The sequence below is a fragment of the Burkholderia sp. BCC0097 genome (genome assembly GCF_902832985.1).
Taxonomy (GTDB): Bacteria; Pseudomonadota; Gammaproteobacteria; order Burkholderiales; family Burkholderiaceae; genus Burkholderia; species Burkholderia orbicola.
Genome location: NZ_CADFDM010000003.1, coordinates 264,243 through 286,512, shown reverse-complemented (window position 1 = coordinate 286,512; position 22,270 = coordinate 264,243). Strand labels below are relative to the sequence as shown.

The 22,270-nt window shown below is 65.5% G+C and carries 22 protein-coding genes; 17 read left to right on the top strand and 5 right to left on the bottom strand.

Features of this window, described 5'->3' with window-relative positions:
- The first annotated feature begins 72 nt into the window (after window positions 1–72).
- The 9 genes from rpsA (at window position 73) to cysM (ending at window position 8,933) form a co-directional block, all read left to right on the top strand.
- The gene (gene rpsA / locus HWX07_RS10935) at window positions 73–1,803 is read left to right on the top strand and encodes a 30S ribosomal protein S1 (RefSeq protein ID WP_308054470.1); all 1,731 of its coding nucleotides are present in this window, start codon (window positions 73–75) and stop codon (window positions 1,801–1,803) included.
- A 22-nt stretch (window positions 1,804–1,825) separates the two neighbouring features.
- The gene (locus HWX07_RS10930; RefSeq protein WP_011544886.1) at window positions 1,826–2,149 is read left to right on the top strand and encodes an integration host factor subunit beta; all 324 of its coding nucleotides are present in this window, start codon (window positions 1,826–1,828) and stop codon (window positions 2,147–2,149) included.
- A gap of 221 nt (window positions 2,150–2,370) precedes the next feature.
- On the top strand, window positions 2,371–2,664 hold the full coding sequence (locus HWX07_RS10925) for a LapA family protein (protein ID WP_012328123.1): 294 nt from the start codon (window positions 2,371–2,373) through the stop codon (window positions 2,662–2,664).
- 53 nt (window positions 2,665–2,717) lie between these two features.
- On the top strand, window positions 2,718–3,890 hold the full coding sequence (gene lapB / locus HWX07_RS10920) for a lipopolysaccharide assembly protein LapB (protein ID WP_175807524.1): 1,173 nt from the start codon (window positions 2,718–2,720) through the stop codon (window positions 3,888–3,890).
- A gap of 90 nt (window positions 3,891–3,980) precedes the next feature.
- Window positions 3,981–5,381, top strand: a complete 1,401-nt coding sequence (locus tag HWX07_RS10915; RefSeq protein WP_175876316.1) for a UDP-glucose/GDP-mannose dehydrogenase family protein — start codon at window positions 3,981–3,983, stop codon at window positions 5,379–5,381.
- Between the two features lie 7 nt (window positions 5,382–5,388).
- Window positions 5,389–6,339 (top strand): D-glycero-beta-D-manno-heptose-7-phosphate kinase, encoded by a 951-nt coding sequence (gene rfaE1, locus HWX07_RS10910; protein WP_011694215.1) that lies wholly within the window; start codon window positions 5,389–5,391, stop codon window positions 6,337–6,339.
- Between the two features lie 63 nt (window positions 6,340–6,402).
- Window positions 6,403–7,395, top strand: coding sequence for an ADP-glyceromanno-heptose 6-epimerase (rfaD, locus tag HWX07_RS10905; RefSeq protein WP_175807522.1), 993 nt, complete (start codon window positions 6,403–6,405; stop codon window positions 7,393–7,395).
- 74 nt (window positions 7,396–7,469) lie between these two features.
- Window positions 7,470–7,817, top strand: a complete 348-nt coding sequence (locus HWX07_RS10900; protein ID WP_175876315.1) for a helix-hairpin-helix domain-containing protein — start codon at window positions 7,470–7,472, stop codon at window positions 7,815–7,817.
- Between the two features lie 213 nt (window positions 7,818–8,030).
- Window positions 8,031–8,933, top strand: a complete 903-nt coding sequence (gene cysM / locus HWX07_RS10895) for a cysteine synthase CysM (protein WP_006476564.1) — start codon at window positions 8,031–8,033, stop codon at window positions 8,931–8,933.
- A gap of 76 nt (window positions 8,934–9,009) precedes the next feature.
- On the opposite strand, the gene mltB is transcribed toward cysM, so the two are convergent.
- Window positions 9,010–10,353 carry a lytic murein transglycosylase B gene (gene mltB / locus HWX07_RS10890; protein ID WP_175876314.1) on the bottom strand — a complete coding sequence of 448 codons (1,344 nt, stop codon included), beginning with the start codon at window positions 10,351–10,353 and terminating at the stop codon, window positions 9,010–9,012.
- A 43-nt stretch (window positions 10,354–10,396) separates the two neighbouring features.
- Between mltB and HWX07_RS10885 the strand changes: the two genes are divergently transcribed.
- Complete coding sequence (locus HWX07_RS10885) at window positions 10,397–11,320, top strand: histone deacetylase family protein (RefSeq protein ID WP_175876313.1); 924 nt, start codon at window positions 10,397–10,399, stop codon at window positions 11,318–11,320.
- 37 nt (window positions 11,321–11,357) lie between these two features.
- Here HWX07_RS10885 and HWX07_RS10880 read toward each other — a convergent pair whose 3' ends face one another.
- Complete coding sequence (locus HWX07_RS10880) at window positions 11,358–12,266, bottom strand: alpha/beta hydrolase (protein ID WP_175876312.1); 909 nt, start codon at window positions 12,264–12,266, stop codon at window positions 11,358–11,360.
- 217 nt (window positions 12,267–12,483) lie between these two features.
- On the opposite strand from HWX07_RS10880, the gene HWX07_RS10875 reads away from it, so the two are divergent.
- From HWX07_RS10875 to HWX07_RS10855, 5 genes are all read left to right on the top strand, one after another.
- A complete protein-coding gene (locus tag HWX07_RS10875; protein ID WP_050011531.1) occupies window positions 12,484–13,518 on the top strand; it encodes a methionine ABC transporter ATP-binding protein in 1,035 nt (344 codons plus the stop codon).
- A complete protein-coding gene (locus tag HWX07_RS10870) occupies window positions 13,508–14,161 on the top strand; it encodes a methionine ABC transporter permease (protein WP_006476559.1) in 654 nt (217 codons plus the stop codon). Before HWX07_RS10875 ends, HWX07_RS10870 begins: the two co-directional genes overlap by 11 nt.
- A 29-nt stretch (window positions 14,162–14,190) precedes the next feature.
- Window positions 14,191–14,985, top strand: coding sequence for a MetQ/NlpA family ABC transporter substrate-binding protein (locus HWX07_RS10865; protein ID WP_175876311.1), 795 nt, complete (start codon window positions 14,191–14,193; stop codon window positions 14,983–14,985).
- Window positions 14,986–15,214: 229 nt separating this feature from the next.
- Window positions 15,215–15,964, top strand: coding sequence for an electron transfer flavoprotein subunit beta/FixA family protein (locus tag HWX07_RS10860; protein WP_006496532.1), 750 nt, complete (start codon window positions 15,215–15,217; stop codon window positions 15,962–15,964).
- A 16-nt stretch (window positions 15,965–15,980) separates the two neighbouring features.
- A complete protein-coding gene (locus HWX07_RS10855; protein WP_011544897.1) occupies window positions 15,981–16,916 on the top strand; it encodes an electron transfer flavoprotein subunit alpha/FixB family protein in 936 nt (311 codons plus the stop codon).
- Between the two features lie 323 nt (window positions 16,917–17,239).
- Here the strand turns inward: HWX07_RS10855 and HWX07_RS10850 are convergent, their stop codons facing one another.
- Entirely contained in the window at window positions 17,240–18,526 is a 1,287-nt protein-coding gene (locus HWX07_RS10850) for a D-amino acid dehydrogenase (protein WP_175807516.1), read from the bottom strand.
- A 145-nt stretch (window positions 18,527–18,671) separates the two neighbouring features.
- Here HWX07_RS10850 and HWX07_RS10845 point away from each other — a divergent pair, with 145 nt between their 5' ends.
- Entirely contained in the window at window positions 18,672–19,160 is a 489-nt protein-coding gene (locus tag HWX07_RS10845) for an Lrp/AsnC ligand binding domain-containing protein (protein WP_012492860.1), read from the top strand.
- Between the two features lie 90 nt (window positions 19,161–19,250).
- Entirely contained in the window at window positions 19,251–20,429 is a 1,179-nt protein-coding gene (locus tag HWX07_RS10840; protein WP_175876310.1) for a PA0069 family radical SAM protein, read from the top strand.
- Between the two features lie 48 nt (window positions 20,430–20,477).
- On the opposite strand, the gene HWX07_RS10835 is transcribed toward HWX07_RS10840, so the two are convergent.
- Together HWX07_RS10835 and HWX07_RS10830 are read right to left on the bottom strand one after the other, a co-directional pair.
- Window positions 20,478–20,945 carry a TM2 domain-containing protein gene (locus HWX07_RS10835; RefSeq protein WP_023475835.1) on the bottom strand — a complete coding sequence of 156 codons (468 nt, stop codon included), beginning with the start codon at window positions 20,943–20,945 and terminating at the stop codon, window positions 20,478–20,480.
- Window positions 20,946–21,056: 111 nt separating this feature from the next.
- Window positions 21,057–22,196, bottom strand: a complete 1,140-nt coding sequence (locus HWX07_RS10830; RefSeq protein ID WP_175876309.1) for a PQQ-dependent sugar dehydrogenase — start codon at window positions 22,194–22,196, stop codon at window positions 21,057–21,059.
- Window positions 22,197–22,270 lie beyond the last annotated feature (74 nt).

The following is a 22,270-nucleotide window of genomic DNA, read 5'->3' as shown; positions in this document are numbered from 1 at the left end:
ACCCTTAACCCCGTGTGGTCCTCGATCTGGCCCTTTCAGCCTGCCATTCCGGCCGGCGTGGCACAGCGAGCCATGCACAATCAGATTTTTATGTCCGACCTGCAAACCTCCACCCCGAATACCGAATCCTTTGCGGCTCTGTTCGAAGAGTCGCTGACCCGCCAAGACATGCGCGCCGGCGAAGTGATTTCCGCCGAAGTCGTGCGCGTCGACCACAACTTCGTGGTCGTCAATGCAGGCCTGAAGTCCGAGGCTTACATTCCGATCGAGGAATTCCTGAACGATCAGGGCGAGGTTGAGGTGCAGTCGGGCGATTTCGTGTCCGTCGCGATCGACGCACTCGAAAACGGCTACGGCGACACGATCCTGTCGCGTGACAAGGCGAAGCGCCTTGCATCGTGGCTGTCGCTGGAAAAGGCGCTCGACAACAACGAGCTCGTCACCGGCACGATCACCGGCAAGGTGAAGGGCGGCATGACCGTGATGGTCAACGGCATCCGCGCGTTCCTGCCGGGTTCGCTGGTCGACACGCGTCCGGTCAAGGACACGACCCCGTACGAAGGCAAGACGCTCGAGTTCCGCGTGATCAAGCTCGATCGCAAGCGTAACAACGTCGTGCTGTCGCGTCGTGCAGTGATCGAAGCAACGCAAGGCGAAGAGCGCGCGAAGCTGCTCGAGACGCTGAAGGAAGGCGCGATCGTCAACGGCGTGGTCAAGAACATCACCGACTACGGCGCGTTCGTCGATCTCGGCGGCATCGACGGCCTGCTGCACATCACCGACATCGCATGGCGTCGTGTGCGTCACCCGAGCGAAGTCCTGTCGGTTGGCCAGGAAGTCACCGCGAAGATCCTCAAGTTCGACCAAGAGAAGAACCGCGTCTCGCTGGGCATCAAGCAACTGGGCGACGATCCGTGGGAAGGCATCTCGCGCCGTTACCCGTCGGGCACGCGCCTGTTCGGCAAGGTCACGAACATCACCGACTACGGCGCATTCGTCGAAGTGGAGTCGGGCATCGAAGGCCTCGTCCACGTGTCGGAAATGGACTGGACCAACAAGAACGTTGCGCCGTCGAAGGTTGTCCAGCTGGGCGACGAAGTCGAAGTCATGGTCCTCGAGATCGACGAAGACCGTCGTCGTATCAGCCTCGGCATGAAGCAGTGCAAGCCGAATCCGTGGGATGACTTCAGCCGCAACTTCAAGAAGGGCGACAAGATCACGGGCGCAATCAAGTCGATCACCGACTTCGGCGTGTTCATCGGTCTGCCGGGCGGCATCGACGGCCTGGTCCACCTGTCGGACCTGTCGTGGAGCGAAACCGGCGAAGAAGCCGTTCGCAAGTACAAGAAGGGCGACGAAGTCGAGGCAATCGTGCTCGGTATCGACGTCGAGAAGGAGCGCATTTCGCTCGGCATCAAGCAGCTCGAAGGCGACCCGTTCAGCAACTACGTTGCAATGAACGACAAGGGCTCGATCGTCGACGGCGTCGTGAAGACGGTCGATGCGAAGGGTGCGGTCGTCACGCTGACGGGCGACATCGAAGGCTACCTGCGTGCGTCGGAAATCTCGCAGGATCGCGTCGAAGATGCACGCAACGTGCTGAAGGAAGGCGACAAGGTCAACGCGATGGTGATCAACATCGATCGCAAGTCGCGCGGCATCAACCTGTCGATCAAGGCGAAGGATTCGGCTGAACAACAGGAAGCGATCCGCGGCCTGCAGTCGGACTCCAGCGCTGCTGCGACCGGTACGACCAACCTCGGCGCGCTGCTGAAGGCGAAGCTCGACGGCCAGAACCAGTAAGCCTTACGAGGTCTGCTGAAGTATGACCAAATCCGAGTTGGTCGCGCAGCTGGCATCGCGATTTCCGCAACTTGTCCTCAAGGATGCGGATTTCGCGGTGAAAACGATGCTCGATGCGATGTCCGACGCCCTGGCGAAAGGGCATCGCATTGAAATTCGGGGTTTCGGCAGCTTTGGCCTCAATCGTCGCCCGGCGCGCGTCGGACGCAACCCGAAGTCGGGGGAGAAAGTGCAGGTGCCCGAGAAGTTCGTGCCGCACTTCAAACCTGGCAAGGAATTGCGGGAACGCGTCGACGGCCGCGCCGGTGAACCGCTGAAGGCTGACGATCCGGACGACGACCGTTGAGCGTCGTTCGGTGTGCCCGGAACCTGTCCGGCGAAGGCTGAAAAGAAAAGCGCCCCTTGCGGGCGCTTTTTTCATTTCCTGCGGCATTTCCGGCCACCGACGCGCAACGCCGCGCACAGGATGTGCGCAGCCGCGGAAACGCTTCCTTTACAATACGGGTCGATTCGGTGCGACGAAGGGGAGTCGCGCGCCGCGGCAAACCTCAACAAAGAGAGGGCTTCATGAAGTTTATCGTCTGGCTGATCCGGGTATTGGTGTTCGTCCTGCTGCTGGTGCTTGCGCTGGCCAATACACAAACCGCGACGCTGAATTTCGTTGCCGGCTACGCATGGCAAGCGCCGCTGATCCTGATCGGCTTGGCATTCTTCGCCGTGGGGCTGCTGGCCGGCCTGCTGTCCGCGCTGCCTTCGATCTTCCGGCTGCGTCTCGAGAACGGGCGTTTGAAGCGCGATCTGCGTGCGGCGCGCGAAACGCCTGCCGTCATCGACCAGCCGCCGATGCCGCCCGTCATTTAACACGGACGCCGCGCGATCATCGCGCGGTTTTCGTCTCTGCTTCGATATTTCGCATGGATCTGGATTTCTGGTGGTTGCTCGCGATTCCGGTCGCGTTCGCGCTCGGTTGGGCGGCGTCACGCTATGACCTGAAGAATCTCCTGTCGGAGAGTGCCAACCTGCCGCGCTCGTATTTTCGCGGCCTCAATTTTCTGTTGAACGAACAACCCGACAAGGCGATCGATGCGTTCATCGAGGTGGCCAAGCTCGATCCCGAAACGGTCGAGCTGCACTTCGCGCTCGGCAACCTGTTTCGCCGCCGCGGCGAGACCGACCGCGCGATCCGCGTGCACCAGAACCTGCTGAGCCGCACCGACCTGCCGGTCAACGAGCGCGACCACGCGCTGTACGAACTGGGCCAGGATTTCCTGAAAGCCGGCCTGCTGGATCGCGCCGAAGAGGCGTTCCACAAGCTCGCGGACGGCGACTACGCACTGGGTGCGCAGCGGGCGCTGCTGACGATATATGAGATCGAGAAGGACTGGAACAAGTCGATCGATACGGCGAAGCGCATCGAATCGATGAGCGACAAGCCACTCGGCATCGAAATTGCGCAGTTTCACTGCGAACTCGCGCAGGACGCGCTGCAGCGCAAGAATGCTGCTGCCGCGGCCGAACAGTTGCGCCTCGCGCTGACCGTGAATCCGCAGAACGTGCGTGCGACGGTGCTATCCGGCGACGCGGCGGAAGCGGCGGGCGACCATGCGGCCGCGATCGAGCACTGGAAGCGCGTCGAAGGGCAGAACCCGGCATATCTGCCGCTCGTTGCCGACAAGCTGATGAAGGCGTACGTCGCGCTCGGCAAGAACATCGAAGGTGCCGAGCTGCTGATGGGGTACGTCGATCGTTATCCGTCGAACGACCTGCTCGACATCGCCTATCAGCATATCGCCGGGTTGCGCGGTCAGGATGCGGCGCACACGCTCGCGCGGACGCAAATGGAAAAGTCGCCGAACCTGTCGGGGATGCTGCACCTGCTCGATGCGCAGATCGCGGCGGCCGAGGAACCGCGTCGTAAGGAACTTGAAATGATGCGTGCGCTGATCAAGCAGCGCACGAAAAATCTGCCACGGTATACGTGCCAGAATTGCGGTTTCCGGGCACGGCTCTTCTACTGGCAGTGCCCCGGATGCAGCGGCTGGGAAACCTATGCGCCGCGCCGCGTCGAACCTGCGATGCCGGGCTGATCCCGGCACGCGGCACCAACGCGCTGCGGTTGCCGCCGGGCTAGTCCCGGCGGCCAAGTTAGTCAATTACCGGGAAGTACCGGAACATCTATGAAAATCACCATCATCGGCACTGGCTATGTCGGCCTCGTTACGGGCGCCTGCCTCGCGGAGATCGGTCACGACGTGTTCTGTCTCGACGTCGATCCGCGCAAGATCGACATCCTGAACAACGGCGGGACGCCGATTCACGAACCGGGGCTGCTGGACATCATCGCGCGCAACCGGACGGCGGGGCGCCTGCGTTTCTCGACCGACATCGAGGCGAGCGTCGCGCACGGCGAGATCCAGTTCATCGCCGTCGGCACGCCGCCCGACGAGGACGGCTCGGCCGACCTGCAATACGTGCTCGAGGCCGCCCGCAACATCGGCCGCCACATGACGGGCTTCAAGGTGATCGTCGACAAGTCGACGGTGCCGGTCGGCACCGCGCGGCGCGTGCACGGCGTGGTCGACGAGGCGCTTGCCGCACGCGGGCTCGCGGGCAGCGTCGCGCATCGCTTCTCGGTCGTGTCGAACCCGGAATTCCTGAAGGAAGGCGCGGCGGTCGAGGATTTCATGCGCCCGGACCGGATTATCATCGGCGTCGACGACGACGAAACCGGCACGATCGCGCGCGAGAAGATGAAGAAGCTTTACGCACCGTTCAACCGCAACCACGAGCGCACGATCTACATGGACGTGCGTTCGGCCGAATTCGCGAAGTACGCGGCGAACGCGATGCTCGCGACGCGCATCTCGTTCATGAACGAGATGTCGAATCTCGCCGACAAGGTCGGCGCCGACATCGAGGCCGTGCGCCGCGGAATCGGCTCCGATCCGCGCATCGGCTATCACTTCCTGTACGCCGGCGTCGGCTACGGCGGCTCGTGCTTCCCGAAGGACGTGCAGGCGCTGATCCGCACCGCGGGCGAGAACGGCCAGCCGCTGCGCATCCTGGAGGCCGTCGAGGCCGCCAACCATGCGCAGAAGGACGTGCTGATCGGCAAGATCGAGCAGCGCTTCGGCGCCGACCTGACGGGCCGCGAGTTCGCGGTCTGGGGCCTCGCGTTCAAGCCGAACACCGACGACATGCGCGAGGCGCCGAGCCGCCGCCTGATCGCCGCGCTGCTCGAACGCGGGGCGACCGTGCGCGCCTACGATCCGGTTGCGGTCGACGAAGCGCGGCGCGTGTTCGCGCTGGATTTCGGCGACGATGCCCACGCGCTGGCGCGGCTGCATCTCGTCGACACGCAGGACGCCGCGGTCACGGGCGCGGATGCACTCGTGATCGTCACCGAATGGAAGGAATTCCGCAGCCCCGATTTCACGCGCCTGAAGGCCGAGCTGAAGGCGCCGGTGATCTTCGACGGGCGCAACCTGTACGAGCCGGATGCGATGGCCGAGCTGGGCATCGACTATTACGCGATCGGCCGGCCGTATGTCGATCCCCAGTCGTCCTCCCGTGGCTGAACGTACGATGAATACTCTTCGCGAAGTCGTTCCGGTGCCGCGCGAGCAGCTCGCGCGCTCGCGTGTGCTCGTCGTCGGCGACGTGATGCTCGACCGTTACTGGTTCGGCAACGTCGATCGCATTTCGCCTGAAGCGCCGGTACCGGTGGTGCACGTGCAGCGTCAGGAGGAGCGGCTCGGTGGGGCGGCCAACGTCGCGCGCAATGCCGTGACGCTCGGCGGCCAGGCCGGCCTGCTGTGCGTCGTCGGTTGCGACGAACCGGGCGAGCGGATCGTCGAGCTGCTCGGCAGCAGCGGCGTGACGCCGCATCTCGAGCGCGACCCGGCACTCCCGACCACGATCAAGCTGCGCGTGCTCGCGCGCCAGCAGCAATTGCTGCGCGTGGACTTCGAGGCGACGCCGACGCACGAGGTGCTGCTCGCGGGGCTCGCGCGCTTCGATGCGCTATTGCCGCAGCACGACGTCGTGCTGATGTCGGATTACGCCAAAGGCGGCCTGACGCACGTCACGACGATGATCGAGAAGGCGCGCGCGGCCGGCAAGGCGGTGCTGGTCGACCCGAAGGGCGACGACTGGGCACGCTATCGCGGCGCATCGCTGATCACGCCGAATCGCGCGGAGTTGCGCGAGGTGGTCGGACAGTGGAAATCGGAAGACGACCTGCGCGCGCGCGTCGCGAATCTGCGTGCGGAGCTCGGCATCGACGCGCTGCTGCTCACCCGTTCGGAAGAGGGCATGACGCTCTTTTCCGCGGGTGGCGAACTGCATGCGCCGGCGCTCGCGCGCGAAGTGTTCGACGTGTCGGGTGCGGGCGACACCGTGATCGCGACGGTCGCGACGATGCTCGGCGCCGGTGTGCCGCTCGTCGACGCCGTGGTGCTCGCGAACCGCGCGGCAGGCATCGTGGTCGGCAAGCTCGGCACGGCCACGGTGGATTACGACGAACTGTTTCACTGAGCGCATTCGGCGGCGCGACGAGCGCGCCGCACGAGTGGCTCGCACTTTTCAGGCAGGACGATCATGACCCTCATCGTCACCGGCGCAGCCGGTTTTATCGGCGCGAACATCGTCAAGGCGCTCAACGAGCGCGGCGAGACGCGCATCATCGCGGTCGACAACCTGACCCGCGCGGACAAGTTCCGCAATCTCGTCGACTGCGAGATCGACGACTATCTCGACAAGACCGAATTCGTCGAACGCTTCGCGCGCGGCGATTTCGGCAAGGTACGCGCGGTATTTCATGAAGGCGCCTGTTCGGACACGATGGAAACCGACGGCCGCTACATGATGGACAACAACTTCCGCTACAGCCGCGCGGTGCTCGATACCTGCCTCGCGCAGGGCGCGCAGTTCCTGTATGCGTCGTCGGCCGCGATCTACGGCGGCTCGACGCGTTTCGTCGAGGAGCGCGACGTCGAGGCGCCGCTGAACGTGTACGGTTATTCGAAGTTCCTGTTCGACCAGGTGATCCGTCGCGTGCTGCCGAGCGCGAAGAGCCAGATCGCGGGCTTCCGCTATTTCAACGTGTACGGCCCGCGCGAGACGCACAAGGGTCGCATGGCGTCGGTCGCGTTCCACAACTTCAACCAGTTCCGCGCGGAAGGCAAGGTGAAGCTGTTCGGCGAGTACAACGGTTATGCGCCGGGCGAGCAGACGCGCGATTTCGTGTCGGTCGAGGACGTGACCAAGGTGAACCTGTTCTTCTTCGATCATCCGGAGAAGTCGGGCATCTTCAATCTCGGCACGGGGCGCGCGCAGCCGTTCAACGATATCGCGTCGACGGTCGTGAACACGCTGCGCGCGCTCGACAACCAGGCGCCGCTGACGCTCGCGCAGCAGGTCGAGCAGGGGTTGATCGAATACGTGCCGTTCCCCGATGCGCTGCGCGGCAAGTACCAGTGCTTCACGCAGGCCGACCAGACGAAACTGCGCGCGGCCGGCTACGACGCACCGTTCCTGACCGTGCAGGAAGGCGTCGACCGCTACGTGCGTTGGCTATCCGGCCAGGTTTAAACCGAGGCGTTGCATCGATAGACTGGGTCTCACGGTCGGCAGCCGCCGGCCGTTTTTCTTCGGAGATCCAGCACATGATCAGGAAATGGTTTGCCGCAGCGGTCATGCTCGGTGCAGTCGCGTCGGCCTGGGCGGCCGTCGACGTCAACACCGCGAACGAGGATGCGCTCGTCGGCATCAAGGGCATCGGCCCGGCGCGGGCCAAGGCGATTCTCGACGAGCGTGGCGCGCGCGGTCCGTTCAGGAATGCGGACGATCTCGCCACGCGCGTGAAGGGCATGGGCGGGCATACCGTCGAGCGGCTTCAGCAGGAAGGGCTGACGATCGGTGCGGCGGCCGGCCAGGGTGCCACGCCGTCGGCCGCAACCAAACCGGCGGCAGCGAAGCCTGCCGCCGCACCGGCCCGCACCGCGCAGAAATAACGCGTCAAGCAACCGACACAAGCGCTCCTTCAGTCGCCGTCGTTGCGACGGCTTCCCGCGGCATGCCGCGGGTTTTTTGCATGGGGCGGCGTGCGGGGCGAAACGCGAACCGCGCGGCACGCGTATTCCATCGTCGCAATGGGGTTGCCGGCGCGGGTGCCGGGGCTGGTTTACAATCGATCGATTGATCGGCCTCGCACTCACGGTATATCCATGGCTTACAAAACTATCGAAGACACGATCGGCAATACGCCGCTCGTGCAACTGGTCCGTCTGCCGGACGACGAGATTCGCGCGCGCAACAACGTGCTGCTCGCGAAGCTCGAGGGTAACAATCCGGCCGGCTCCGTGAAGGATCGCCCGGCGCTGTCGATGATCAGCAAGGCCGAGGCGCGCGGGCGCATCAAGCCGGGCGATACGCTGATCGAGGCAACGAGCGGCAACACGGGCATCGCGCTCGCGATGGCCGCGGCGATCCGCGGCTACAAGATGGTGCTGATCATGCCGGAGGATCTGTCGGTCGAGCGCCGCCAGAGCATGGCGGCTTATGGCGCCGAAATCATCCTGACGCCGGTGAAGGGCGGGATGGAGCTGGCGCGCGACCTCGCGGAGCAGATGCAGCGTGAAGGCAAGGGCGTGATCCTCGACCAGTTCGGCAACCCCGACAATCCCGTCGCGCACTACGAAGCAACGGGGCCGGAGATCTGGCGCGATACCGAAGGGCGCATCACGCACTTCGTGTCCGCCATGGGCACGACGGGCACGATCATGGGCACGTCGCGCTACCTGAAGGAACAGAATCCGGCGATCGAGATCGTCGGTGCGCAGCCGGAAGACGGCTCGCGTATTCCGGGCATCCGCAAGTGGCCGGAAGCCTACATGCCGACCATCTTCGATCGCAGCCGCGTCGACCGCGTCGAGAGCGTGAGCCAGGCCGCGTCGGAAACGATGACGCGCCGGCTCGCGGCGGTCGAAGGCATCTTCGCGGGCATTTCGTCGGGCGGCGCGTGCGAAGTCGCGATGCGCATCGCGCGCCAGGTCGAGAACGCGACGATCGTGTTCATCGTTTGCGATCGTGGCGACCGTTACCTGTCCACGGGTGTGTTTCCCGCCTGAGCGAGATCGGTGCGCGATGCGCGCATCGATAAAAAAACGCCGCTTTTGCGGCGTTTTTTCTTTGGGCGGCCGATGATTACTGCGGCTGCGCGTCGTCAGCGGCGGGTTGCAGCGCGCCGCTCGCTTCCATCTGCGCTTTCACGGCTTCGCCGAGCTGGTAGACGGTGAGTGCGTAGAAGAAGCTGCGGTTGTAGCGCGTCAACACATAGAAGTTCTTCAGGCCGAGCATGTATTCGGTCGCGCGCCCCGGCGTCGGCAGGTCGACCACCGTCACCGGCGTGCCGGCTTCGGTCGTGATGTTGACCGTCGGCTCGTTCAGCGTCATGCCGGCGCGCAGCAGTTGCGACAGTGCCCAGTGCGGTTCGGGCTGGCCGTCGGCGGCGGCCTGTGCGATGCCCAGGCTGCCCGTGTCGGGCGTGATCTGCCAGACCACCGGCCGGTCGGTTTCCCAGCCGTGCTGCTTCAGGTAATTCGCGACGCTGCCGATCGCATCGACAGGACTGCTGCGCAGATCGACGTGACCCGTGCCGTCGAAGTCGACCGCATATTCGCGGATGCTGCTCGGCAGGAACTGTGGAATCCCGATCGCGCCGGTGTACGAGCCGAGCACGGTGGTCGGGTCGAGCTGGTTGTCGCGGGTCCAGACCAGGAAGTCTTCGAGGTTCTTGCGGAAGGTGGCTTGACGGCTGTCGCGATTCGGCGTGTCCGGGTAATCGAACGTGAGCGTCGTCAGCGCGTCGAGCACGCGGAAATTGCCCATGTAGCGGCCATAGATGGTTTCGACGCCGATGATGCCGACGATCACCTCGGGCGGCACGCCGAACTGTTCGGACGCGCGCTGCAGCGTCGCCCGGTTCGCCTTCCAGAACTTCACGCCCGCGTTGATGCGGATCGGCTCGATGAAGCGCGAGCGATAGACGCGCCAGTTCTTGACCGAGGGCGTCGGGGCCGGCTTCACGAGCTTGACGGCCGTCGCCGAATAGCTGATGCGCGAGAACAGCGCATGCAGGCTCGCCGAATCGAAGCCGTTGCGGCTCACCATCTCGTCGATGAAGGCATCGACCTTCGCGTTGCTCGCGTAACGCTGTGGAACGATTTCCTCTTCGAAGGTCTGGCCTTGCGGCGTTGGCTGCTGCGGCTGGGCCTGGGCGACGAGCGTGCCGGCGGGCTTCGCCGGCTGCGTCTGTGCCACGGCAGGCGCGGTGCCGAGGGCCGCCGCGATGGCAGCGACGACGAGCGGAGCGCGAACACGGAACAGCACGGAAAGAAGGGCGACGGGCTTGCTGGAATTCATGTCGAAGCGGGCGGACAGGGCGATTGTGTTCGGCGCAGTATACCCGACGCATCCGGCGCTCCGGGCCGAAGGCGGCCCCCGTTGTGGTAAGTTAGCGGCGAATTCGCGGCAGACGATGGACATCATTGACGGAGACCTGCGGCGCACCGTGCGCCGCGGACGACAGCTTATGGCAACCGCTTTCTACACGCACCCCGACTGCATGCTGCACGAGATGGGGGAATGGCATCCGGAATGCCCGGCCCGCCTGTCGGCGATTCAGGATCAACTGATCGCGAGCCGCATCGACGACCTGATCGTGCACGAAACCGCGCCATTCGCGAGCGAGGTCGCGCTGGGTCGCGTGCATACGCAGGCACACATCGACTACATTCGGAGCATGACGCCGGTCGACGGTCACGTCGAGATCGATCCCGATACGCTGATGAATCGCGACACGTGGCGCGCGGCGCTGCGCGCGGCCGGCGCCGCGATCGCGGCGACCGACGCGGTGATCGAAGGGCGCTATGCGAATGCGTTCTGCGGCGTCCGTCCACCCGGTCACCATGCGGAACCCGCGCGCGCGATGGGCTTCTGCTTCTTCAACAACGTCGCGATCGCCGCGCGGCATGCACTCGACGTACACGGCATCGAGCGTGTCGCGATCATCGATTTCGACGTGCACCACGGCAACGGCACCGAGGCGGCGTTCGCGAACGACGAGCGCGTGCTGATGTGCAGCTTCTTCCAGCATCCGCTGTATCCGTTCTCGGGCGTCGATCACCAGGCGCCGAACATGGTCAACCTGCCGATGCCCGCACGCAGCAACGGGATGGCGATCCGCGAAGCCGTCGACATGTTCTGGCTGCCGCGCCTCGATGCGTTCAAGCCGCAGATGCTGTTCGTGTCGGCCGGTTTCGATGCGCATCGCGAGGACGACATCGGCAATCTCGGCCTCGTCGAGGCGGACTTCGAATGGCTGACCGCGCAGATCGTCGACGTGGCGCGCCGGCATGCGCAGAACCGCGTCGTCAGCTGCCTCGAGGGCGGTTACAACCTGTCCGCGCTCGGTCGCAGCGTCGTCGCGCACCTGCGCGTGCTCGCTGGGATCTGATTCCCGGTTGGCCGGCCCGGGCCCCGACCCGGCGCGCTCAGCGCGCCGGCACACGCGCATGAATCCACGCGATCAGCGCGTCGATCACGCGGTCGCGTTCGAGATCGTTCATCGTTTCGTGGAAGCCGCCCTCGTACAGCGTCAGCGTACGGTCGGGCGAGCCGACGCGCGCGCCGAACGCGCGGCTGCCGTCGGGTTCGGTCAGCTTGTCCTCGGTGCCGTGATAGACGAGCACCGGCACGCGCAGCGCGCCGCGGCCGCTCTCGATGCGCGCCATCGCGTCGAGAATCTCCGCGCCGGTGCGCGCGGGCACCGCGCCGTGATGCACGAGCGGATCGGCGCGATTGGCCGCGACGATGGCTGGATCGCGCGACAGCAGGGCCGCATCGATCCTGATCGCGGGGAAAGTGGGCCACACCCGGCTGATGATGCGGCTGACCGCGAGCATCCAGCGCGGCACGTCGCGCCCGGGCGCAAGCGCCGGACTCGACAGCACGAGGCCCGCCAGCGCGTGGCCGCGAGCCGGCGCACGTTCGATCGCGTAGAGCGCCGCGACCGCGCCGCCCATGCTGTGCCCCATCAGGAACAGCGGCGCAGCGCCGCGCGCGGCTTCGGCGACCAGCGCATCCGCATCGTTCAGGTAGTCGTCGAAACGGTGGACCCACACGCGCTTGCCGGGCGACTGGCCATGCCCGCGCAGATCGACCGCCAGCACGTCGATGCCGGCCGCGTTCAGCCGGCCGGCGAGCGTGGCATAGCGGCCCGCGTGCTCGGCTAGGCCGTGCACCAGTGCGATCGTCGCGCGCGGCGGCACGGTGCCGTCGCTTGCCGGCCAGCGGTACGACGCCAGTTCGACCCCGTCCGCGGTACGCAGCCGGCCCATCCGCGGCGCGGGCGCCGATCCGGCGGGGGCGGGCGCGGCGGCCGGTGTGGTGGTGGCGCTCATCTGGCGGGTCTCCTGTTCGTTGATCTGCGTTTCGCGATCATAGTCGCGGCCTTCCCGCGCAGGCCCAGCAGCGCCCCTCTAATTTCGTCTGGTTATGAAAAGATCGAAATCGATTATTAAGGGGAATGAGGGGTTTGCGGTAAAATCGCCGGCTATTCCAGATGCATCGGCGGCCGACTGGCGGGCCATCTCGCCGGCCGGCCGCCGTTTTGTTTACATGATCGAATTACGCAATCTCTCGCAGCGTTTCCCCGGCCCGGGCGGCTGGGTTGAAGCGCTGCATAACGTCAACCTGACGATCCCGCAAGGCGAGGTGTTCGGCATCATCGGCCGAAGCGGCGCCGGCAAGAGCACGCTCGTGCGCACCATCAACCTGCTCACGCGGCCGACCGAAGGCAATGTCGTCGTCGGCGGGCGCGATCTGACGCTGCTGTCGGCCGGCGCGCTGCGCGAAGCGCGCCGCGAGATCGGCATGATCTTCCAGCACTTCAACCTGCTGTCGTCGCGCACGGTGTTCGACAACGTCGCGCTGCCGCTGGAGCTGGCCGGCGCGAGCCGTGCCGACATCGAGGCCGCCGTGCTGCCGCTGCTCGATCTGGTCGGGCTGTCCGCGCAGAAGGATCGCTATCCGGCGCAGATCAGCGGCGGGCAGAAGCAGCGCGTCGGCATCGCCCGCGCGCTGGCGAGCCAGCCGAAGGTGCTGCTGTCGGACGAAGCGACGTCCGCGCTCGACCCCGAGACCACACGCTCGATCCTGGACCTGCTGAAACGCATCAATCGCGAGCTCGGCCTGACGATCGTGCTGATCACGCACCAGATGGAAGTGATCAAGCAGGTCTGCGATCGCGTCGCGGTGCTCGACGCGGGGCGCGTGGTCGAGGAAGGCCGCGTGATCGACGTGTTCCTGCAGCCGCATCACGAAGTGACGCGTGCGCTGATCGGCGACGTGATCGCGCAGGAACTGCCGCCCGCGCTGAAGGCGCGCGTGGCCGAGCGGTTGAAGACGGGCCGCGGGCATCTGCTGCGGCTCGCGTTCACGGGCTCGGGGGTCGACCAGCCGATCCTGTCGGAGACGATCCGCCGGTACGAACTCGATTTCAACATCCTGCATGGCCAGATCGACGAGATCCAGGGGCAGGCATTCGGTTCGCTCGCGGTGCTCGCGGGCGGCGAGCCGGGCAAGGTCGGGCAGGCGCTCGCGTTCCTGCGCGAGCAAGGTGTGGTGGTAGAGGAGCTTTCGTATGTTGAGTGAGATGTTCGATATGTTCGTGCAGTCGTTCTGGGAGACGCTGATCATGGTCGGCATCTCCGGGGCGGTCGGCGCGCTCGTCGGCCTGCCGCTCGGCGTGCTGCTCTACCTGACCGATCGCCAGGGCGTGCTGCAGAACCTCGCGGTGAATCGCGTGCTCGGCGGCATCGTGAACGCGGTCCGTTCGACGCCGTTCATCATCCTGCTGGTCGCGGTGATCCCGTTCACGCGGCTCGTCACCGGTTCGTCGATCGGCACGGCCGCGGCGGTCGTGCCGCTGACGCTCGCGTCCGCGCCGTTCATCGCGCGTCTCGTCGAAACGGCGCTGCGCGAAGTCGACCGCGGGCTGATCGAGGCCGCGCAATCGATGGGCGCGACCACGTCGCAGATCGTCTTCAAGGTGTTGTTGCCCGAATCGCTGCCGGGCATCGTCGCGGGCCTGACGATCACGTTCGTGTCGCTGGTCGGCTATTCGGCGATGGCGGGCGCGATCGGCGGCGGCGGGCTCGGCGATCTCGGTATCCGCTACGGTTACCAGCGCTATCTGCCGGAAGTGATGTGGACGGTCGTCGCGATCCTGATCGTGTTCGTGCAGATCGTGCAATCGTTCGGCGACTGGCTGGTGCGCCGGTTGAGCCACAAATAAGACCAAACCGATCCGACAGGGGAGAAACGATGCAACGACGCTTCATGCTGAAATTCGCGGCGGCGCTGGGCGCGGCCGCGCTGTTAGCGGGCGCGCATGCCCAGGCCGAAACCATCAAGGTCGGCGTGACGGGCGGCCCGCACGCGCAGATCATGGAAGTGGTGAAGAAGGTCGCGGCGAAGGACGGCCTGGAGATCCGCATCGTCGAATTCTCCGATTACGTGCAGCCGAACGCCGCGCTCGCGTCGGGCGACCTCGACGCGAACAGCTACCAGCACGATCCGTATCTGCAGGCGCAGGTGAAGGATCGCGGCTACAAGCTGATCAAGGTCGCCGATACCGTCACGTTCCCGATGGGCATCTACTCGAAGCGCGTAAAGTCGCTGGCCGAACTGAAGCCGGGCGCGCGCGTCGCGGTGCCGAACGATCCGACCAACGGCGGCCGCGCGCTGCTGTTGCTGCAGAAGCAGGGGCTGCTGAAGCTGCGCGCGGACGCAGGGCTGAAGGCGACGCCGCTCGATATCGTCGACAATCCGCGCAAGCTGAAGATCGTCGAACTCGACGCGGCGCAGATTCCGCACTCGCTCGGCGACGTCGACGCGGCCGCGATCAACACCAATTACGCGATGGAAGCGGGGTTGAAACCGAAGCAGGACGCGATCGCGATCGAGGGCCCGAACGGCCCGTACGCGAACATCCTTGCGATCCGTGAGGCGGACCGGAACAAGCCGTGGGTCGCGAAGCTGATTGCGGCCTATCACTCGGCCGACGTGAAGCAGTTCATCGAAGGCAAGTTCGGCGGTGCGGTCATCGCCGCCTGGTAACGGGGCGGAGCACGGGACGCCCGGCGGGATTAGAGTCGATGATCGAAAACCCGGGCTTTGCGTCCGGGTTTTTTCTCTTTTAAAATAGAACGACCGTTCGCTATCATTGGCGCGTCGCCAAGAAGCGGTATCCTCGACAACCATGATGGTTGGGTCCGCCTGGCCGCGCAGTCATGAGGCCTCACTATAAAATGGCCTCTGGTCGTATTCGTAACTTTGGAGCGTGTGCATGAAAATCCTGGTGCCAGTGAAAAGAGTGGTCGATTACAACGTGAAGGTCCGCGTGAAGTCGGACAACACGGGCGTCGACATCGCGAACGTGAAGATGTCGATGAACCCGTTCGACGAAATCGCCGTTGAAGAAGCGGTGCGCCTCAAGGAAGCAGGCGTCGCGACCGAAGTGATCGCGGTGTCGGTGGGTGTCACGCAAGCGCAGGAGACGCTGCGCACGGCGCTCGCGATCGGCGCCGATCGCGCGATCCTCGTCGAATCGAACGACAGCGTCGAGCCGCTGGCCGTCGCGAAGATCCTGAAGGCGCTGGTCGACAAGGAACAGCCGCAGCTGGTGATCCTCGGCAAGCAGGCGATCGACGACGATTCGAACCAGACGGGCCAGATGCTGGCTGCGCTGGCAGGTCTCCCGCAAGCGACGTTCGCGTCGAAGGTGACGGTGGCCGACGGCAAGGCAACGGTGGCACGCGAAGTCGACGGCGGCGCGGAAACGCTGTCGCTGACGCTGCCGGCGGTCGTGACGACCGACCTGCGCCTGAACGAGCCGCGCTACGTGACGCTGCCGAACATCATGAAGGCGAAGAAGAAGCCGCTGGAAACCGTGAAGCCGGAAGACCTCGGTGTGGACGTCGCACCGCGTCTGAAGACGCTGAAGGTGGTCGAGCCGCCGAAGCGCGCAGCCGGCGTGAAGGTGCCGGACGTGAAGACGCTGGTCGAGAAGCTGAAGACCGAAGCCAAGGTGCTGTAAGAGGGAGCGGAAAGAAATGACGATTCTGGTGATTGCAGAACACGACAACGCGTCGATCAAGGCCGCGACGCTGAACACGGTGGCTGCTGCTGCGAAGATTGGCGGCGACATCCACGTGCTGGTCGCGGGCCACAACGCGCAAGCGGCTGCCGACGCGGCAGCGAAGATCGCAGGTGTCTCGAAGGTGCTGCTGGCCGACGCGCCGCAACTGGCCGAAGGCCTGGCGGAAAACGTCGAGGCGACCGCGCTGAACATCGCGAAGGACTACTCGCACATCCTCGCGCCGGCGACGGCCTACGGCAAGAACATCGCGCCGCGCATCGCCGCGAAGCTGGACGTCGCGCAGATCTCGGACATCACGGCAGTCGATTCGGCCGACACGTTCGAGCGCCCGATCTACGCGGGCAACGCGATCGCGACGGTGCAGTCGAGCGATCCGATCAAGGTCATCACGGTGCGTGCGACGGGTTTCGATCCGGTGGCAGCGGAAGGCGGCAGCGCATCGGTCGACAAGATCGAAGCGGCGGCAGACGCCGGCAAGTCGCAGTTCGTTAGCCGTGAAGTGACGAAGCTGGACCGTCCGGAACTGACCAGCGCGAGCATCATCGTGTCGGGCGGCCGCGGTCTGGGCAGCGGCGAGAACTACACGAAGGTGCTGGAGCCGCTGGCCGACAAGCTGTCGGCAGCGCTCGGCGCATCGCGCGCGGCAGTCGACGCCGGCTACGTGCCGAACGACTACCAGGTCGGCCAGACCGGCAAGATCGTCGCACCGCAGCTGTACATCGCGGTCGGCATCTCGGGCGCGATCCAGCATCTGGCCGGCATGAAGGATTCGAAGGTGATCGTCGCGATCAACAAGGATCCCGAAGCGCCGATCTTCAGCGTGGCCGATTATGGCCTCGTTGGCGATCTGTTCTCGCTCGTGCCGGAACTCGTGACCGAGCTCGGCTGACGCGGCGTGACGCTTCGGCGGTAAGCATGTAGCACGAGGGGCGCGATGAGCGCCCCTTTTTGTTGCGTCGTCGCTGAAGAGGCGCGCGCGTCGTTCGCCCGGACGATCCGCGATCGCCCCGTGCCGTGCGGAACGCATCGTCGCGCACGTACGTCCGTTCGGTAGCGTCGATTCGCCCGACGCGCGACGAGGGCCATGCACACGTCGACCGAAGCCTCCTGCCGAGCGGGCGCTCGCACGCGCAGTCGCCGAAACGAAAAAAGCGCCCGAGGGCGCCTTTTTCGCTGATGCAACGGGCCCGCATCGCCGCGGGCCGTTCCGATTTACGCGTAGGCTGGGCGCGCCTGGCCGGGCGCGTCCTTCAGGTAACGATGCACCGACAGGTCATCGGCCTGGATCGCCGGCTTCTTCCCGGAGATCAGATCCGCGAGCAGTTGGCCCGAGCCGCACGACATCGTCCAGCCGAGCGTGCCGTGGCCGGTGTTCAGGAACAGGTTCGACACCGGCGTGCGGCCGACGATCGGCGTGCCGTCCGGCGTCATCGGGCGCAGGCCCGTCCAGAACGTGGCCTTCGACGTGTCGCCGCCGCCCGGGAACAGGTCGTTCACGCACATCTCGAGCGTCTCGCGGCGCGCCGCGCGCAGCGTCTTGTCGAAGCCGACGATTTCCGCCATGCCGCCGACGCGGATGCGCTGGTCGAAGCGCGTGATCGCGATCTTGTAGGTCTCGTCGAGCACGGTCGACACGGGCGCGGCGGCTTCGTTGACGATCGGTGCGGTGATCGAATAGCCCTTGAGCGGATAGACGGGAATCTTCATCAGGTTCGAGATGAAGCGGGTCGAGTACGAGCCGAGCGCGACGACGTACGCGTCGGCACGCACCGTCTCGCTGCCGCACTGCACGCCTGCGATCTTGCCGCCCGCGATCGCGAGCGCATCGATCGGCGTGTTGTAGCGGAACTTGACGCCGAGCGATTCGGCGAGCGCGGCGAGGCGCGTCGTGAACAGCTGGCAATCGCCCGTTTCGTCGCCCGGCAGGCGCAGGCCGCCCGTCAGCTTGTGCGAGACGGCGGCGAGCGCCGGCTCGGCATGTTTCAGTTCCGCCGGCGACAGCAGTTCGAACGGCACGTTCGCTTCCTGCAGCACGGCGATGTCCTTCGCCGCGCCGTCGAGTTGCTGTTGCGTGCGGAACAGCTGCAGCGTGCCGCCCGTGCGGCCTTCGTACTGGATGCCGGTATCGGCGCGCAGCGCCTGCAGGCAGTCGCGGCTGTATTCGGCGAGACGGACCATCCGGCCCTTGTTGATTGCATAGCGCTCGGCCGTGCAGTTGCGCAGCATTTGAACCATCCACTGGAGCTGGAAGCGCGTGCCGTCGAGGCGGATCGCGAGCGGCGCATGCTTCTCGAACATCCACTTGACGGCCTTCAGCGGCACGCCGGGCGCGGCCCACGGCGCCGCATAGCCGGGCGAGATCTGGCCTGCGTTCGCGAAGCTCGTCTCCAGCGCCGGACCGGCTTCCCGGTCGATCACCGTGACTTCATGGCCGGCGCGCGCAAGGTAATACGCGCTTGCCACGCCCACCACACCGCTGCCCAGAATGACGACTCGCATAGCTGCTCCAGATCGAAGGAATCAGGTCGAGGCCGGGCGCACCTGCGGCTCCGTGTAACCTCTAGCTGATCTAGTTTTTTGCGCTATGGTATTGTCGAATGTGCAGTTTTTGTTATTGTATTTTTCTGGTTTTCAGCATAAACAAATGAGAACGCAACGTCAGCCCGTACGCTCGCTCGACAAGCTCGACCGGCGCATCCTGAAACTGCTCCAGGACGACGGCCGGATGGCGATGAAAGACCTCGCGGAACAGGTCGGACTGACCGTCACGCCGTGCATCGAGCGCGTGAGGCGCATGGAGCGCGACGGCGTGATCACCGGCTATCACGCGCGGGTCGATCCGGGCCAGTTGGGGGCCGCGCTGCTGGTGTTCGTCGAGATCACGCTCGGCCACAAGGGCGGCAACATGTTCGAGCAATTCCGCCGGGAAGTAATGAAGATCGACGAGGTGCTCGAATGTCATCTCGTCTCCGGCGATTTCGACTACCTGATCAAGGCGCGGATCGGCGAGATGGCCGACTACCGGAAACTGCTGGGCGACATCTTGCTGCAGTTGCCCGGCGCCGTGCAGTCGAAGAGCTATGTCGTGATGGAGGAAATCAAGGAAACGTTGACGATCGCCGTCGGCGAGTGACGCGACGGCGGTTCGCCGTCGGGCCCTTTATCCCGCCCTTGGCATGCTGCGCCCAATACTGTATAAATGTACAGTATTGGGCGCAGGCGAATGGGTGGGCACATGGACGATCGGTCCGACAACGAATTTCCGATAGCGCCGCCCGTGCCCCGCAAGGGGCGCGGTGCGGTCGACAATCTGCAGGGGCGGTATGAGATCGCGCTGCGCGAAGCGGTGGACGACGGCTGGACGCACGCGTCCGACGATGCCGATTTCCCCGCGCCGCTGCGCACGCAGGTATTCGAGGAGCAGGCGAAGAGCATCCTGACGCGTAACCAGTCGCCCGATATTCCGTTCAGCGTGTCGCTCAATCCGTATCGCGGCTGCGAGCACGGTTGTATCTACTGCTTCGCGCGGCCGACGCACAGTTATCTCGGCCTGTCGCCGGGGCTCGATTTCGAAAGCCGCATCTACGCGAAGGTGAACGCGGCCGAACTGCTCGAGCGCGAGATTTCGCGCAAGCGCTACGTGCCGGAGCCGATCGCGCTCGGCGTCAATACCGACGCGTACCAGCCGGTCGAGCGCGACCTGCGCATCACGCGCAGCGTGATCCAGGTGATGCACGATCGCGGGCTGCCGTTCGCGGCGATCACGAAATCGTCGCTGATCGAGCGCGATCTCGACCTGCTCGCGCCGATGGCCGAACGCGGGCAGGTGATGGCGGCGGTCACGATCACGACGCTCGATGCCGAACTCGCGCGCACGCTCGAGCCGCGCGCGGCCACCCCGTCGCGGCGGTTGCGCACGATCCGCGCGCTGCGCGATGCGGGCGTGCCGGTCGGCGTGAGCATCGCACCGGTGATCCCGTTCGTGACCGAGCCCGACATGGAGCGCGTGCTGGAGGCATGCGCGGAAGCCGGCGCGACGCATGCGAGCTACATCATCCTGAGGTTGCCGTGGGAGGTCGCGCCGCTGTTCAAGCAGTGGCTTGCCGCGCATTTTCCCGATCGTGCGGAGCGCGTGATGAACCGCGTGCGCGACATGCGCGGCGGCAAGGATTACGACTCGGATTTCTCGAAACGGATGAAGGGGGAGGGGATCTGGGCCGACCTGTTGCGGCAGCGCTTCCGTCAGGCGGTCAAGCGGCTCGGGTTGAACGAACGCACGAACGGCATTCTCGATCTGTCGCGGTTCAGCGGTGCGCCGGCCGCCGCGGTGCAGGCGCCGCGTGTTGCGGTTCGTGCAGCTGGCGCGAAGTCGCGCGACGACATGCAGTTGAACCTGTTCTGACCGGCGGGCAACGTTGCCGGCGTGCAGTATCGACGGTATGGGTCGTGCTTACTGCGAAATCTGTTTGGCCGCTTCGACCTGCGATTCGAAGTATGTCTGGAACGACAGCGCGAGTGCGGTCATCAACAGGAACGCGCCGATCAGCAACGAGAAAATCACGACGAAGATCACGGTCCAGCCCGACTGACTGTGCTTGCCGGTGTCCGCGTTGAATTGCGCATCCCATTTTTCGTCGGGGCGCAGTCCGTAGACGAGTGCGGCGAGGAACGCCGCCAGCAGCGAGATGGCGCCAGGTACCGCGAGCCACCAGCCAAGGCCGGCGCTGCGCTGGGTTGCGGCGAGCAGCAGGAAGCCCGGGATGCCGACGATCGTGGCGAGCAAGTGGGCCCAGCCGTATACGTCGCGGAAGCCGTACAGATAGAAGCGGTGTGCCCCGATCGACCCGAGCAGGAACGCGAGGGCGGCGGTGAGCGTCTTGGAGCGGAAGCGGCGGGGCGATGCGGTGCTGCTGGACATGGATGGCGGCGTATCGTCGTTGGCATGGGCGGGGCCGGCAGGCCGGCGCGGGCGCGCGGCCCGGCACGCATTCTACGATGCCCGGTCGGGCCCGGTCACCCCTCGCCTGCGTCAAGGTGCCGCATAAGTCACGCGGTAGATCGCGCCCGCGTAATCGTCGCTGACGAGCAGCGATCCGTCCGGCAGCGGCAATACATCGGCCGGGCGTCCCCATGCCGTGCCGTCGGGCCGCAGCCACCCCGTGACGAACGGTGTCTGCTGAGCGTGGCGGCCGTCCGCCGAGACGACCACGCGCATCACGCGGTAGCCGACCTTCGTGCTGCGGTTCCACGAGCCGTGTTCGGCAATGAAGACATTATTGCGATACGACGCCGGAAACATCGGCCCGGTGTAGAAGCGCATCCCGAGCGCCGCGACGTGCGCGCCGAGTTTCAGGACGGGCGGCACGTAACGGCGGCAGACGTCGGCGCTGCCGAATTCAGGGTCGGGCGTATCGCCGCCGTGGCAGTATGGAAAGCCGAAATCGAGGCCGGCGCGCGGCGCACGGTTCAGCTTGTCGTCCGGTACGTCGTCGCCCATCATGTCGCGCCCGTTGTCGGTGAACCACAGCTCGCCCGACTCCGGGTGCCATGCAAAGCCGACCGTATTGCGTATGCCGCGGGCGACCACTTCGCGTCCGCTGCCGTCGGCATTCATCCGCGCAATGATCGCGTAGCGATTGCGATCGGGGAGGCAGACATTGCACGGCGCGCCGGTCGGCACGTACAGCTTGCCGTCGGGGCCGAACGCGATGAATTTCCAGCCGTGATGGTGGTCGGTCGGCAGTGCGTCGGTCACGACGACGGGGGCGGGCGGTTTTGCGAGCCGGTCGTCGATATGATCGAGGCGCAGGATGCGCGAGACGGCGGATATATAGAGGGCGCCGTCGCGATAGGCGACGCCGACGGGCAGGTCGAGCCCGGACGCGACGACATAGTGCGCATTGATCCGGCCCTCGTGCATGACGAACGCGTGGACGCGGCCGTCCCGCGAGCCGACATACAGGATGCCGCGTGGCGACCACGCCATTTCGCGCGCGGCCGGGACGGCGTCGGTCAGCACGTCTATATGGAAGCCGGGCGGTACGACGAGTTCGTTCACCGGCAGCGGCGCGGCAAATGCCGATGCGGACGCGAGGCAGGCAAGGCTGGCCAGCAGCGCCGTGACTTGGCGCTGGGCACGGCGCATCGGGGCGGCGCGAAGGAGCGGCATGACGGTCGGGAACGTCCTGGACACGACGATTGTATGCCCGGCGGACGGGCCGTCTGCGGTTTTTTACGCGTAAG

Coding starts and splice junctions, on each gene's coding strand:
- HWX07_RS10885 (WP_175876313.1), top strand. CDS start 10,397: ATGGCAACCGCTTTCTACACGCACCCCGACTGCATGCTGCACGAGATG.
- HWX07_RS10850 (WP_175807516.1), bottom strand. CDS start 18,526: ATGCGAGTCGTCATTCTGGGCAGCGGTGTGGTGGGCGTGGCAAGCGCG.
- HWX07_RS10880 (WP_175876312.1), bottom strand. CDS start 12,266: ATGAGCGCCACCACCACACCGGCCGCCGCGCCCGCCCCCGCCGGATCG.
- HWX07_RS10900 (WP_175876315.1), top strand. CDS start 7,470: ATGATCAGGAAATGGTTTGCCGCAGCGGTCATGCTCGGTGCAGTCGCG.
- HWX07_RS10845 (WP_012492860.1), top strand. CDS start 18,672: ATGAGAACGCAACGTCAGCCCGTACGCTCGCTCGACAAGCTCGACCGG.
- rpsA (WP_308054470.1), top strand. CDS start 73: ATGCACAATCAGATTTTTATGTCCGACCTGCAAACCTCCACCCCGAAT.
- rfaD (WP_175807522.1), top strand. CDS start 6,403: ATGACCCTCATCGTCACCGGCGCAGCCGGTTTTATCGGCGCGAACATC.
- HWX07_RS10930 (WP_011544886.1), top strand. CDS start 1,826: ATGACCAAATCCGAGTTGGTCGCGCAGCTGGCATCGCGATTTCCGCAA.
- cysM (WP_006476564.1), top strand. CDS start 8,031: ATGGCTTACAAAACTATCGAAGACACGATCGGCAATACGCCGCTCGTG.
- HWX07_RS10835 (WP_023475835.1), bottom strand. CDS start 20,945: ATGTCCAGCAGCACCGCATCGCCCCGCCGCTTCCGCTCCAAGACGCTC.
- mltB (WP_175876314.1), bottom strand. CDS start 10,353: ATGATGTCCATCGTCTGCCGCGAATTCGCCGCTAACTTACCACAACGG.
- HWX07_RS10925 (WP_012328123.1), top strand. CDS start 2,371: ATGAAGTTTATCGTCTGGCTGATCCGGGTATTGGTGTTCGTCCTGCTG.
- HWX07_RS10830 (WP_175876309.1), bottom strand. CDS start 22,196: ATGCCGCTCCTTCGCGCCGCCCCGATGCGCCGTGCCCAGCGCCAAGTC.
- HWX07_RS10875 (WP_050011531.1), top strand. CDS start 12,484: ATGATCGAATTACGCAATCTCTCGCAGCGTTTCCCCGGCCCGGGCGGC.
- HWX07_RS10870 (WP_006476559.1), top strand. CDS start 13,508: ATGTTGAGTGAGATGTTCGATATGTTCGTGCAGTCGTTCTGGGAGACG.
- HWX07_RS10840 (WP_175876310.1), top strand. CDS start 19,251: ATGGGTGGGCACATGGACGATCGGTCCGACAACGAATTTCCGATAGCG.
- HWX07_RS10855 (WP_011544897.1), top strand. CDS start 15,981: ATGACGATTCTGGTGATTGCAGAACACGACAACGCGTCGATCAAGGCC.
- HWX07_RS10915 (WP_175876316.1), top strand. CDS start 3,981: ATGAAAATCACCATCATCGGCACTGGCTATGTCGGCCTCGTTACGGGC.
- HWX07_RS10860 (WP_006496532.1), top strand. CDS start 15,215: ATGAAAATCCTGGTGCCAGTGAAAAGAGTGGTCGATTACAACGTGAAG.
- HWX07_RS10865 (WP_175876311.1), top strand. CDS start 14,191: ATGCAACGACGCTTCATGCTGAAATTCGCGGCGGCGCTGGGCGCGGCC.
- lapB (WP_175807524.1), top strand. CDS start 2,718: ATGGATCTGGATTTCTGGTGGTTGCTCGCGATTCCGGTCGCGTTCGCG.
- rfaE1 (WP_011694215.1), top strand. CDS start 5,389: ATGAATACTCTTCGCGAAGTCGTTCCGGTGCCGCGCGAGCAGCTCGCG.